Raw genomic sequence first — 11,698 nt, forward strand, 5'->3', positions numbered from 1 at the left:
CGAGGCCCTGGCAGATGCGGCTTACCTCCGATTTGGAGACGCCGCTGGCGCCGCCCAGCGCCTCCACCAGGGCATCAACCTTGCGGGTGGAGATACCGCCGGTGTAGGCCTCCATCACCACGGCGTAGAGGGCCTTGTCGACCCGGCGGCGGGGTTCGAGCCAGTCGGGAAAGAAGCTGCCCTGCCTCAGCTTTGGGATGGCCAGGCTGATGTCGCCGACCTGGGTGGTGAGCAGCCGCTGGCGGTAGCCGTTGCGGTGGGTGGAGCACTGATCCGGGCAGCGCTCATGGAGCTGGGCGCCAGTGAGGGCAGAAACCTCTGCTTCCAGCAGGTCCTGAAAGCCGCGGCGCACGATCTCAGGGATGAGGGCGCCAGCGGTGGTGCCCTCCATGAGCTGAGCCAGCTCGGAGGCGCCACTATGGATATGGGTCATGGTCTGTGTTCGGTTTGGTGGTAGTGCTCCGAACAGGGTCACAGACCGGCCCACCCATTGCCACAGCTAAAGACTGAGGGAGTTGAGCCGTCAGCCCCGGCTACGCCGGGGCTGATCCCCCCGAGTTACACCACTCCATGGGACGCCGCTATCCATCGGCAGCAATCCCCCCGGATGGGGACTGGCGCAGATCAATCCCTGCGACCCAGGATCGAACCGCGACGATGAGGGACGAGCTTCGCTGTCGCCATCCAAGAGGGTCCACCTTCAGCCGAAATCTGGGGGTTGGATCTCTTTTTCCTGTCGAGCCCTACACCAACCATTGCTATGGCGATCTACAAGGTCAGGCTGGTCAACGCCAACGAAGGACTGAATCGGACAATCGAGTGCGCCGACGACCAATCGATCTTCGATGCGGCTGCGGATCAGGACATCGACCTGCCGATCTCCTGTCGCGCCGGCTCCTGTTCCTCCTGCGCTGGCAAATTGGTCAGTGGCACGGTGAACCAGGAAGACCAGGCCTTCCTCGATGAGGACCAGATTGCCGCCGGTTTTGTACTGACCTGCGTGGCGATCCCCACCTCGGACTGCACGGTCGCAACCCATGCCGAAGAGGCGCTGTATTGAATCTCAAGCCGGTGAAGGCTCAAGCAGGCTGGCTGTTTTTGGAAAGGGCTGCCACATCTCGATCCACCTGAGCCAGGCGCTCCATCACCAGATGGAGGTCGAGCGCCGTGAGCTCGCCATCGGCACTCCATTTCATGCAGGTGCGCCCGAGGCAGGTGCTGGAGTGGACCCTTGTGTTGGAGTCCGCCATGGCGAACCTCCGTGCTTTAGATGGGTCCACTCTCAGTGATGGTGCGCCGACAAGGATGCCCCCATAGGGGGGTAATTCCTGGCCTGATCCCCGTCATGTCCAGGCTGTGACCTTCCTATCTGGGCCTGCTGTCTGCTGCGGCGATCACGCTGCGATACCGGGGCAACCTTGCGGCAGCAGAGCTAGGCGACACACGGCTAAACCAGGCTATTCAGGAGTTCGCATCGACAGGTCGTCAACATGAGCCCGGAGCAGCAACCATCAGAGATCGACAGCACCCAGGCATCACCTCAGGATGAGGATTTTCAGGCTCACCCTGAGCATGCTGCGGCTGTGAATGCAGCGCTCGATGCCATCCAACACCTGATTGACGAACAACCAGAGTTTGCTGATTTCCTGAGGTTGACAACCAGTACGGAAGACGTGCGTCAAGCTCTACACAATCACGGGATTGAGATCACCAATGAAGCCCTATGGCGGCATCGGGGCTCCCTGCTCAAGGATGGTCAACCGACCTGGCGCGGGTAACCCCTCAACCCTTCAACCCCTCGGCCTCTGGCGGCCAACAGACCCAGGCTTGAAGCGATCACCGCCAGAGCCGCCAATGCTGATCGCATAGTCCATCCATTGACGAGAGCCCATCCACCATGCAGCCCCAAATAGCTGGAGAGTCAAATGGTTGCGGGGTCGCGACGCCACGCCGCTCCTAAACCTGGCCAGCATGAGGAGTAGCGATATGGCAGCGAGCGGATGTCCCAGGCCAACCAGGCAGAGCTCAGCGAACTGAATCCAGCACAGCAACGGCAGATGTTGCTCACGCTTCTGCAACAGGAGCCTCGCGGTGGCCCCCACCTACAGGAGAACCATCTGCACGCCTTGATTGGCGCACTGGAGCGGTCGACGCCCGCTGATCTGGGAGCACCTGGAGCCTTGGAGCTCCTGGAGGGTGTGTGGGAGTTGCGCTGGAGCAGCAGCCGCCAGCCCTATCTAGCTGTAGGACCCTGGCTGGAAAACCTGCAGCTGTTGGCGCCATCCCAGGGTCGGGGCATGAACCTGCTACGGCTACCAGGTCCGCTGGCGCCCCTGGCCGCCATTGCCGTGGAAGCCACCATCAGGGTCGAGGCCGAACCCGGCGGAGATCCCAAGGGAATGGATTCCGGGGTTGGGTTGAACCCGCGCCAGCGCGTTCAGGTGCGTTTTCAGCGGGGTGGCTGGCTGGGCCCGGCCGTGGGCCTGGGGCGGCTGCAGCTGCTTCGGCGCGTGAGCCAACCCGTTCCGGCCTGGCTGGACATCACCGTGCTCGACGACGCGCTGAGGATCTGCCGCGGCAATGCGGGCACGGTGTTTGCCTTGTTGCGCCGCCCCGACCTCAATCTTCAGGAGCTGCTCCTGGCTCCAGATCAGCGATCAGACGCCACGACGACGCAGGTGGCTCAAGGTTGAGTCAAGTGAATCAGGGCTGCTAACGAACAGGGTTCTGCTCGAGCTGGCTCTGGCATGCCAGCGGAGATTTCGCCATGAATGCCGAATGCTGCTTCTGGGTTCTCCACGGGCAGATACGGGGGAAGCACCAACTCTCGCTTGAGAGGGTATTGCTGCAGCAAGATCTTGCGATAACGCCCGTAGACCTCAGGCTATTTCATATCCACATCCACCAAGGCAGTGCCCCACCCCGGGCCGCGATGGAGCCATCCGGACGCAACAGCCTCCATCCATCCCAGTAATCCGAGCTTGCGATCCATCTCACTGGTGCGCAATGTCACCCCCATGGCCTTGAAATGGCAGGAGATGCCGGGCTATCAGAACGGTCACGTGCTCTGGCTCAGCTCCAGCCTGAATCAGCAAAACACCAACGCGAAGGGCCTTTCCATGAGCATTACCAGGAGCATCCCCAGGAGCGGACTGGGCCAGCAGGGCCTCCAGGCTCTGGGCAGCGGCGGAGCCTGCCATCTCCAGCGGCAGGGGTAGGCCGTAGAAGCGTTGCAGCTGCGCCAGGGTGGTGGCTGGATTGAAGCTGAGCGGCAGATCGGATGGCAGCGCGGAGGGCTCCGGGTCGGGATCGAACAGCCGATTGATCAACGGCTCCAGACTGATGCGCAGGGCAACGAACACGTGGTCGCCAGGCATGAGAGTTGTCGTGCCGCGCGGCATCAGCACCTCCCGGCCGCGCAGGATCAAGGTGACGAGCACCCCATCGGGCAGGGCCAGATCGCGCAGCTGCTGACCAGCCACCGGAGCCCTGGCGTTGACGGTGTAATCGAGAATCTCGCCATCGACGTGGCGCAGGGCGTTGATCTCTACCGAAAGCGCCGGGATGGGATCGGCGGGTCGGCCGATCTGCAGCGCACGCGCTACAAGCGGCAGCGACCAGCCCTGGGTGATGGCCGAGATCAACACGACGAAGAACGCCGCGTTAAAAATCAGCTGGCTCTGGGGCACTCCCGCCATCAGCGGGAAGGTAGCCAGGGTGATCGGCACGGCCCCCTTCAAGCCCACCCAGGACAGGAAGGCGAGCTCTCTGCTGCGGAAGCGGAAAGGCCACGCTGAGGCCCAAACCGCGATGGGTCTGGCCACCAGGATCAGCACCAGGGCAATCAGCAGTCCCTCCCAGGCCACCGCCAGCAGGCGGCTGGGGAAGCTGAGCAGCCCCAGCATCACGAACAGCACGATCTGCCCCAACCAGGCGGTGGCGTCGTGGAAGGACAAGATGCCCCGCCGAAACACGATCGAGCTGCTACCGAGCACGATGCCAGCGACGTACACCGCCAGGAAACCGCTCCCGCCGAGCACCGCAGCTAGCCCGAAGGCCACCAGGCCAAAGGCGAGGGCCAGCAGTGGATAGAGGCCCGGGTAATCGAGATTGATCCGGTTGATGGCCCAGGTGGCCAGCCTGCCCACGAGAAGGCCGGCGAGGCTACCCACGCCAAACTGCGCCACAAACAGCAGCGCCAAGGCCTGCGCGGAATCGGCGCGTCCGGTGATCATGCCCATCAACCCGAGGGTCAGGAAGATCGCCATCGGATCGTTGGAGCCGCTCTCCACTTCCAGGGTGGAGGTGAGCCGCTCCGGCAGCTTGAGGCCGCTGGAGCGCAGCACGGCAAACACCGCTGCCGCATCGGTGGAGCCGACGATGCTGCCGAGCAGCAGTCCCGGCAACATCGGCAGCTTCAGCACCCAGGAGGCAGCCAGGCCCGTAATCAGCGCGGTGAGCAGCACCCCAACCGTGGATAACGCCAGCGCGGGCTTCCACACCTGTTGCACCGAGGCCAGGGAGGTTCGCAGGCCACCGTCAAACAGGATCAGAGCCAAGGCAACGCTGCCAACGCTGTTGGCAAGGCCGTAGTTCTCAAAGGGGATGCGGCCGAGCCCCTCCGATCCGGCCAGCATCCCCACCGTGAGAAACAACACCAGCACCGGCACCCCAAGCCGGGCCGAGAATTTGCTGGAGGTGATGCCGAGAAGCAGCAGCACGCCGGCCAGTAGCACGGCAACGTTGATCCACACCCTGCCGCCTCCCGCCCAATCCGATGGCTGACTCCGCCTGAGGATGGCTCAGACCCTCGCGAAACGCTGCTCGCCTGACACATCACTTCCTTGCGGAAGGCCCCATTTAGGGGCGAGCACTGCTCACGATGGCCGCAGTTGCCAACTCCGATGACCTTCAGCACCGCGTTCCACGAGCTCGCCGCCATCCTGGGGATCGCCGGCGTGATCGGGGTGCTCGCCCTGAAGCTGCGCCAGCCGCTGATCATCAGCTACATCCTCACCGGCATCGTGGTGGGCCCAGCGGTGCTCGGCTGGGCTTCAGGAGGAAGCGAGATCAAGCTGCTCTCCAACATCGGGATCTCCGTACTGTTGTTTGTGGTGGGCCTCAAGCTTGATGTGGGGTTGATCCGCTCGGTGGGCCCGGTGGCTCTGGCCACGGGCCTTGGGCAGATTGTGTTCACAGCTCTGTTTGGCTTTCTGTTGTGCCTGGGGTTGGGTTTTGCTCCGGTGAAGGCGATCTACATCGCCGTCTGCCTCACCTTCTCCAGCACGATCATCATCGTCAAGTTGCTCTCGGATAAACGGGAGATCGATTCACTTCACGGGCGCATTGCCGTGGGATTTCTGGTGGTGCAGGACATCGCCGTGATCCTGGCGATGATCCTGCTCACCTCCTTCGCCAACGCAGGCGGTGGCGGCTTCGTGAGCCAGGCGCTGCGGCTGCTGCTGGTGGGTACGGCGTTTGTGCTGGGGACGGCTGCCACCATGCGTTGGGTGATGCCCCCGCTGCTCGGGCGGCTGGCCCAGAACCAGGAGCTGCTGGTGTTGTTTGCCGTGGTCTGGGCCGTGGGTCTGGCGGCTCTGGCCGATAGCGTGAATTTCAGCAAGGAGGTGGGTGCGTTCCTCGGTGGGGTGTCGATTGCCTCCACCCCCTACCGGGAAGCCATCGCCTCGCGGCTCACCGGCCTGCGCGACTTCCTGCTGCTGTTCTTCTTCATTGATCTGGGCTCCGGCCTCAGCTTGTCAGCGGCGGGTCTGCAGCTGGGGCCAGCCCTGGTGCTGTCGGTCTTTGTGCTGGTGGGCAACCCGCTGATCGTGGTGGCGATCATGGGGGCGATGGGCTACCGGCGACGCACCGGATTTCTGGCAGGGCTCACCGTGGCCCAGATCTCAGAGTTTTCACTGATCCTGGCGGCACTGGGGCTCCAGCTAGGCCAACTCAGGGAAGGCGAGGTGAGCCTGATCACCCTGGTGGGCGTCATTACCATCGGCCTCTCCACATACATGATCCTGGGCTCCGATCGTCTCTACGGGTGGCTGCAGGCACCTCTGCGGATGTTCGAACGCAGCACGCCATTCAGCGAGATCAGTGGCAGCGCTAGCGGTCCGGTGCGGGCGGATGTGGTGCTGCTGGGGCTGGGGCGGTTTGGCAGCGCGATCTACCGCCAGCTACAAACCCACCGCCTCTCGATCCTGGGCATCGACTTCGATCCTCAGGCGCTGCGACTGGCAGCGGCTCACGGGCTGCCTGTGCAATACGGCGATTCGGAGGATCCAGAGTTCACCGCCACCCTGCCGCTGTCGTCGGCCACGGTGGTGGTGAGCACCTTGCCGTCGCTGAAAAGCAACGCCGCCATCCGTCATGGGCTGGAAACGGCAGGCTTTCAGGGGCGTTTCATTGCCACCGCCCACGATGAAGCTGAGGTGGTGAAGCTGGAAGCCATCGGCGCCCAGCGCACCCTGCTGCCCTTTCTGGATGCTGCTGAGCGCGCAGCAGAACTGATCGTGAACGACCTCTCCAAACTGCACAGCGAAGCTGAACGACAGGGGTTAGGATCTCGAAGTCATGTGATAGAATAGCCAAAATTTGAGATTGAAATGTTCATAAGTCTATTCGGCTTTCTTTTTGCAGCGCTGTCATTCGTTCAAGTCCCCCAATGGGATGTGGATTGGTCGAAATGCTCTGTATCCGTACCCGATACGGCCTGTCATTGGTACATCGTTAATCCAGACAACACCTTTGGCAAAGGCTTCAGCTGGATCACGGCTCCAACATTTGACTTCGACGCCCTCAGAGACATTGGCAAGCAGCACGAAGTTACGGTTGCCCAGGGATATGAAACCACCGTTGAACTCATGAACGCCTCGTCACCCGTCAAATACGGCGATAACTATTAAATCTGTTTCCTGATCCTTCGGCCTGTCACTGAGGCCATCCACGATTGCATCGTGAAATCCCTAGTGTCATCGAGGCCTATCCCGGTCTTGTTGATTTCCCTGCGCCTACGGCTGCCTCATTGATTTCTTCTGTCTCCCTCCGGCCCCTTGCACCGGAGTCAGTTTCGCCTGAATCACCCGCCTATCCCAGCAAAGCTGAACTGCTGGCCTGCCTTCCCACCGAGCTCCTAAGGATCCATCCAGGCAAAGCCTGGGGGAGCCTGGCGATGTCCCTCAGCCTCACACTGCTGACCTACGGACTGGGCACCCAGATTCCCCTCACCGCGATGGCGGCTCCGCTTTGGCTTCTTTACGCGGTGGTGGCGGGCACCGTGGCTGGCGGTTGCTGGGTGATTGCCCATGAGTGCGGGCACCGCGCCTTCCATCCGAACCCTCGCGTGGAAGCCACCGTGGGATTCGTGCTGCACAGCCTGCTGCTGGTGCCCTACTTCAGCTGGCAGCACAGCCATGCGGTGCATCACGCCAATTGCAATCACATGGAAGGGGGTGAAACCCATGTGCCCCCCCGTGCAGAGTCGCGTACGGGCCAGATTGTGGCGGGGATGAGCAGGCGTCTCGGGCCCCAGCTGTTTGGTATCACCTCGTTAATCAGCCATCTGCTGCTGGGCTGGCCGCTCTATCTGCTGTTCGGCGTGGCCGGCGGCAAAAACTACGGTGCTCCCACCTCCCACTTCACCACGGCTGCGCCGTTTCGAAACGGCAAGCGAGCCCTATTTCCGAATGCCTGCCTCCCCTTGATGCAGCTCTCGAATCTTGGGTTGCTGGCGATGATAGGGATCCTGATCATGGCCGCGATTCAGTTCTCGCCGGCACGGATGTTGTGCGTCTACGGACTTCCCTACTTGGTGATCAATGCCTGGCTGGTGGGCTACACCTGGCTACAACATACCGATACGGATATTCCCCACTTTTCCACCGCTGACTGGACCTGGGCCAAGGGAGCCCTGCAGACGGTGGATCGCCCCTACGGCCCCGTTCTGAACCTGCTCCACCACGGCATCGGATCCACCCACGTATGTCATCACATCAATCCCCGAATCCCTCACTACAACGCCTGGAAGGCCACCACCCTGCTGAGACTGCGCTTCCCCCATCTCGTGCGACACGACCCCACCCCGATTCACCGGGCGCTGTGGCGGGTGGCGACCCGCTGCGCCGTCGTTCAGCAGGCGAGTGCGGGCGGCGGCTTTTTCTACCAACCGCAGTTGGGGCAGGAGATCTGATCAGGCGTCAGCGCCCACGCCGAAAATCCCAGGGCCGGGTGATGCCGCCCGGCACCTGCCACACCCCAAAACGGCGGCGGCTGGCCCTGTGCTCCGCCTCTAGGTAAATCTGTTCGTTGCAGCTGCTCAGGTATCGGCGATAGGCAAAGGCCTCACCGTCCTCCACCATCGCCAGGTTGATGTTCACCTGCCTGAAAAGGTTGGCCACCGTGAACACCTCAGCAACCGTGCGGCCATAGCGATCGACGGTTTTCACGTCGAGCGAAATCGCGCGGTTGAGGGGTAGTAGCTGCTGCAGGGAGCGACGCGCCTGGGCACCGTAGGAGCCTTGGGCCGCCTCAGGGGCATCGATGCAGGCTAGCCGCACCGTCAACACCCGTCCCGCCTGGCGCACGCGGATGGTGTCGCCGTCGCCGATTGAGACCACCACGGCCGTGATGCGCCGCCCGGCCACACCAGTCGGCCATACCAAGGCCGCAACGAGCCCCACTGCCACGCAGCCCGCAAGACCCCGAACAAAGCCCCTGATCATGGCTGAATTTTGCCTGGGCAAGGGATGGACCTGGCAGGGGCGGATGAAGCCGACAGATCAGAACTTCTTCACGATGATGGTGCTCCACCATGAAGACGCGATTGCGATGGCTGATCTCGCCCTAGTCAGAGCACGGCGCGACGAAATCAAGAACCTGGCTCGCACCATCAAGGTGAATCAGGGGCGCGAAAACGACCAGATGCGCCGCTGGTATCGACAGTGGTATGGCAGTGATCTCCAGCGATGGGCTCCAGATCGCCGCTTGGGGATGGACTGGCAACACAGCCGCATGATCGGCGTCAACATGCAGGCCCTGCGTCAATCCATCGATTTCGACCGAGGCCTTTATCGAGCAGATGATTCCTCACCATCAAATGGGCGTGATGATGTCAACAATGACAGCGGCGAACATCCGTCGACACATGATTCGCAAGCTGGCCGAGGAGATATCCAACGAGCAAAGCAAAGAAATCAAGATCATGGACGGGTGTTGTATCGCGAGTGGTACCCCTAGGGAGTCACGGGGTTTGCTGATACAACTGCTCCAGCCGCTCCCGGCTGAAGTCGGCATACAGCACCTCTTCTCCAGGCTGGGGGGCCTCTGGGTGCACCCTGCCGCGCATGCGAGGAGAGGGAGAAGAAACCCGCCCTGTGGAGCTGCGCAGGTTCTGGGTCATCAGAGCAAAGGCACCACCAGCGATGGCCGCAAAGCAGATCAGATACACACCAGCCAGAAGGTCATTCATTAGCAGCTCCGCTTTTGCCAACTCTAATGTGAAGAAATATGAAACGTGGGCTTTGCTTCTGCGCTCGGCCTAGCGCGGTCAACCGATTCCGATCTGAGCGCTGAGATCCCAGAGCTGCAGGGCCAGGGTGTCTGAGCAGGCTTCCCCGCTGGGCTGACTGGCCTCAAAACGCAGCCGGCCTGGGCCCAGCACCCGGTTGCTCCAGTACTGGAATCCGCTGGGTTGCGGCGTTGCCGTACTGGCCAGGCCTGCCAGCAGGGTGCCAGCCCTCTGCGGCGTTTCGGTGAGCCGCAGCAGGTCGCGGGCCACCAGGGCGAACAGTGCCTGGGCCACGGGGTTGTGGCTGCGGCTGTAGCGGAAGAAGCCACCCTTGCTGCGCGGGATCACCAACCCCGGGCTCCAGGCGAGCACCGGCAGGGGCGCGCCCTGCTCCCTCAGCCGGCGCTCCGCCTCCCTGGCCATCAGCAGGTTGCAGAGTTTGCTGTCTTTGTAAGCCTTCTCGGCATTGAAGCTGCCGCTGCCATCCAGCAGCAGAGCCCCAGGGCCTTGTCGCAGACCAGCAAGGTCACCCAAGCCGGCCGGAAGGCCCACCTTGCCTCCGGCGGTGGTGGGGTCATGCACTTCAGAGGCCGTGACCACCAGCCGCGGAGCAGTGCCCCGCATCAGCAGGGGCAACAGCTGCTGCAGCAGAGCCTGGTGGCCCAAGTGGTTCACCGCAATGGTGAGTTCAAAACCCTGGGCTGACCAGCGGGGCTCGCCCCCACCGCTGTACTGCAGGCCGGCGTTGAGCACCAAGGTGTCGATCGGCTCGCCCTCTGCCAGCAGGGATTCAGCGCAGCGCTTGATGCTGCTCAGATCGGCCAGATCGCAGATGGGGGTTTCGATCCGCCCGCTTAGGCGCTGGCGCAAGGCCGCAGCAGTGTTGGCATCCCGGCAGGGCAGGGTGAGACGGTGACCGGCCTGGAGCAGCAGGATCGCCGCCTGAAAACCGATCCCGGAGCTGCCACCCGTAAGCAGGATGTGCCGGGTCGCTCCGGCACTGCACTCCTCAACCCCCATGGCTCCTGATTCCGGGATCAAGCCATTCTGTTGAACCTGCTGTTCGCTCGGGATAGGCGTGGGCCCTCAGCTTCTCCAAGGATGCCTTGCGATCCTGCAAATGAAGCAAAGGAATCCCCTCGCTGCCGATCAGGCCGCCGCCGACCGCCGCTGCTGGGTGGCGTAAAACGCTGCTCCACCAGCCGTGAGCAGCAGCCCACCGCTGACAGCCAGGAACACCAGCACCTGCAGCAGCAAGAGGAAGATCCCCAAGGCCGAACCGGCCACAATCTGCACTCTGGCCTTGATCAGCAGGGTGAGCAGCAGCAGCACGGTGGCCTTAAGGCCCAGCACCTTGGCAGTGCTGAACGGCAAGAAGGGATTCAAAAGCACGTCGAGGTTGCGAGTAACTCCATGCTGGCGGGCCGCCTAACCAGCTGCCGCGTCTGCGCCCAGAGCTTGAACCGCTCCCCGTGGATCAACTTCTCGAAACAGCATTACACGCTTTCGCGCATCATCAACGAATTCGACCGCCCGAGACGAAGGCTAGGGCCTTCAGAGAAATGATCGATAGATAAGAATTGATGAAGCAGAACTAGATCTTGCTTTTGTCAGCGAACGGACTTTAACAATGGATTCTGGACTCTTAATCGAGAACATCTTCTTGCTCCTGACCACCCTGGATTGCACCGTAGACGCGACCCCAAATAGCTCCCTTCACATCGCCCCAAATACTTCCTTCCACATTGCCATTAATATTCCCCAAGACATGGCGGCCGACATTTGCACCAACATCACGGCCAACATATCCCTCAACACTGCCTGCAACGTCTCCATAAATATCGCCTTGGACGCTGCCTTGAATATCTCCCTTTACGTCACCCCACACGTTGGCGTTAACTTGCAGGATCCGCAGCTTTCCATCGACAAGTCCAAACGTGACAAGCTTATTAATTTCTTCGATTTCAGACATTATTTTCAATGGAATCAAATTCCAGTCTAACCCTTGGCGGGCAAGAGCTTGAAATGATGCTTTGACACAACCGACGCCACGTCCTACGTTTGATCATGCTGTTGCACAGCCTGTAAAACAGCCTGTGCAACAACGCCACAACCATTTCCAAGGCCATCTCCCATGAAAAAGCCCCCTCCGAGGAGGGGGCTTGAGGGATTCCGTTTGAGCGT

13 protein-coding genes and 2 pseudogenes are annotated in these 11,698 nt (G+C 61.7%); 7 read left to right on the top strand and 8 right to left on the bottom strand.

Annotated elements, in window-relative coordinates; translation table 11 throughout:
* A partial coding sequence (locus CJZ78_RS12620) for a transposase (protein ID WP_369802068.1) occupies nt 1-391 on the bottom strand: 391 nt, incomplete at its 3' end.
* A 369-nt stretch (nt 392-760) separates the two neighbouring features.
* On the opposite strand from CJZ78_RS12620, the gene CJZ78_RS12625 reads away from it, so the two are divergent.
* On the top strand, nt 761-1,060 hold the full coding sequence (locus tag CJZ78_RS12625) for a 2Fe-2S iron-sulfur cluster-binding protein (protein ID WP_094561671.1): 300 nt from the start codon (nt 761-763) through the stop codon (nt 1,058-1,060).
* A gap of 19 nt (nt 1,061-1,079) precedes the next feature.
* Here CJZ78_RS12625 and CJZ78_RS14090 read toward each other — a convergent pair whose 3' ends face one another.
* Nucleotides 1,080-1,250 carry a hypothetical protein gene (locus tag CJZ78_RS14090; protein ID WP_158217081.1) on the bottom strand — a complete coding sequence of 57 codons (171 nt, stop codon included), beginning with the start codon at nt 1,248-1,250 and terminating at the stop codon, nt 1,080-1,082.
* 240 nt (nt 1,251-1,490) lie between these two features.
* On the opposite strand from CJZ78_RS14090, the gene CJZ78_RS12630 reads away from it, so the two are divergent.
* Together CJZ78_RS12630 and CJZ78_RS12635 are read left to right on the top strand one after the other, a co-directional pair.
* On the top strand, nt 1,491-1,778 hold the full coding sequence (locus CJZ78_RS12630; protein WP_094561672.1) for a hypothetical protein: 288 nt from the start codon (nt 1,491-1,493) through the stop codon (nt 1,776-1,778).
* Nucleotides 1,779-2,000: 222 nt separating this feature from the next.
* Entirely contained in the window at nt 2,001-2,693 is a 693-nt protein-coding gene (locus tag CJZ78_RS12635; protein WP_233128785.1) for a PAP/fibrillin family protein, read from the top strand.
* A 300-nt stretch (nt 2,694-2,993) separates the two neighbouring features.
* Here the strand turns inward: CJZ78_RS12635 and CJZ78_RS12640 are convergent, their stop codons facing one another.
* Complete coding sequence (locus CJZ78_RS12640) at nt 2,994-4,754, bottom strand: potassium/proton antiporter (RefSeq protein WP_094561673.1); 1,761 nt, start codon at nt 4,752-4,754, stop codon at nt 2,994-2,996.
* 150 nt (nt 4,755-4,904) lie between these two features.
* Here CJZ78_RS12640 and CJZ78_RS12645 point away from each other — a divergent pair, with 150 nt between their 5' ends.
* Nucleotides 4,905-6,596 carry a cation:proton antiporter gene (locus tag CJZ78_RS12645; protein WP_094561674.1) on the top strand — a complete coding sequence of 564 codons (1,692 nt, stop codon included), beginning with the start codon at nt 4,905-4,907 and terminating at the stop codon, nt 6,594-6,596.
* 584 nt (nt 6,597-7,180) lie between these two features.
* On the top strand, nt 7,181-8,197 hold the full coding sequence (locus tag CJZ78_RS12655) for a fatty acid desaturase (RefSeq protein WP_233128786.1): 1,017 nt from the start codon (nt 7,181-7,183) through the stop codon (nt 8,195-8,197).
* 7 nt (nt 8,198-8,204) lie between these two features.
* On the opposite strand, the gene CJZ78_RS12660 is transcribed toward CJZ78_RS12655, so the two are convergent.
* On the bottom strand, nt 8,205-8,669 hold the full coding sequence (locus CJZ78_RS12660) for a thermonuclease family protein (RefSeq protein ID WP_233128787.1): 465 nt from the start codon (nt 8,667-8,669) through the stop codon (nt 8,205-8,207).
* Between the two features lie 103 nt (nt 8,670-8,772).
* On the opposite strand from CJZ78_RS12660, the pseudogene CJZ78_RS14865 reads away from it, so the two are divergent.
* Nucleotides 8,773-9,033: pseudogene (locus CJZ78_RS14865) on the top strand (DUF305 domain-containing protein); the annotation flags it as partial.
* A gap of 91 nt (nt 9,034-9,124) precedes the next feature.
* Nucleotides 9,125-9,274, top strand: a pseudogene (locus CJZ78_RS14870) (hypothetical protein); the annotation flags it as partial.
* Here the strand turns inward: CJZ78_RS14870 and CJZ78_RS14260 are convergent.
* The 4 genes from CJZ78_RS14260 to CJZ78_RS13835 form a co-directional block, all read right to left on the bottom strand.
* Nucleotides 9,248-9,475, bottom strand: coding sequence for a hypothetical protein (locus CJZ78_RS14260; protein ID WP_198953911.1), 228 nt, complete (start codon nt 9,473-9,475; stop codon nt 9,248-9,250). The pseudogene CJZ78_RS14870 and the gene CJZ78_RS14260 overlap by 27 nt on opposite strands.
* Nucleotides 9,476-9,553: 78 nt before the next feature.
* The gene (locus CJZ78_RS12675) at nt 9,554-10,534 is read right to left on the bottom strand and encodes an SDR family NAD(P)-dependent oxidoreductase (RefSeq protein WP_094561679.1); all 981 of its coding nucleotides are present in this window, start codon (nt 10,532-10,534) and stop codon (nt 9,554-9,556) included.
* 129 nt (nt 10,535-10,663) lie between these two features.
* Nucleotides 10,664-10,888: a hypothetical protein gene (locus CJZ78_RS12680; RefSeq protein WP_233128788.1), complete on the bottom strand. Its 225-nt coding sequence runs from the start codon at nt 10,886-10,888 to the stop codon at nt 10,664-10,666.
* 271 nt (nt 10,889-11,159) lie between these two features.
* Entirely contained in the window at nt 11,160-11,486 is a 327-nt protein-coding gene (locus tag CJZ78_RS13835; RefSeq protein ID WP_143592925.1) for a hypothetical protein, read from the bottom strand.
* Between the last annotated feature and the right edge of the window lie 212 nt (nt 11,487-11,698).

This window comes from Synechococcus sp. 8F6, from assembly GCF_002252665.1.
GTDB lineage: Bacteria > Cyanobacteriota > Cyanobacteriia > PCC-6307 > Cyanobiaceae > Cyanobium_A.

Excerpts from the sequence above, each read along its gene's own strand:
- CJZ78_RS12655 (WP_233128786.1), top strand. The coding sequence starts at position 7,181 with ATGTCCCTCAGCCTCACACTGCTGACCTACGGACTGGGCACCCAGATT.
- CJZ78_RS14090 (WP_158217081.1), bottom strand. The coding sequence starts at position 1,250 with ATGGCGGACTCCAACACAAGGGTCCACTCCAGCACCTGCCTCGGGCGC.
- CJZ78_RS14260 (WP_198953911.1), bottom strand. The coding sequence starts at position 9,475 with ATGAATGACCTTCTGGCTGGTGTGTATCTGATCTGCTTTGCGGCCATC.
- CJZ78_RS12645 (WP_094561674.1), top strand. The coding sequence starts at position 4,905 with ATGACCTTCAGCACCGCGTTCCACGAGCTCGCCGCCATCCTGGGGATC.
- CJZ78_RS12625 (WP_094561671.1), top strand. The coding sequence starts at position 761 with ATGGCGATCTACAAGGTCAGGCTGGTCAACGCCAACGAAGGACTGAAT.
- CJZ78_RS13835 (WP_143592925.1), bottom strand. The coding sequence starts at position 11,486 with ATGTCTGAAATCGAAGAAATTAATAAGCTTGTCACGTTTGGACTTGTC.
- CJZ78_RS12675 (WP_094561679.1), bottom strand. The coding sequence starts at position 10,534 with ATGGGGGTTGAGGAGTGCAGTGCCGGAGCGACCCGGCACATCCTGCTT.
- CJZ78_RS12635 (WP_233128785.1), top strand. The coding sequence starts at position 2,001 with ATGTCCCAGGCCAACCAGGCAGAGCTCAGCGAACTGAATCCAGCACAG.
- CJZ78_RS12630 (WP_094561672.1), top strand. The coding sequence starts at position 1,491 with ATGAGCCCGGAGCAGCAACCATCAGAGATCGACAGCACCCAGGCATCA.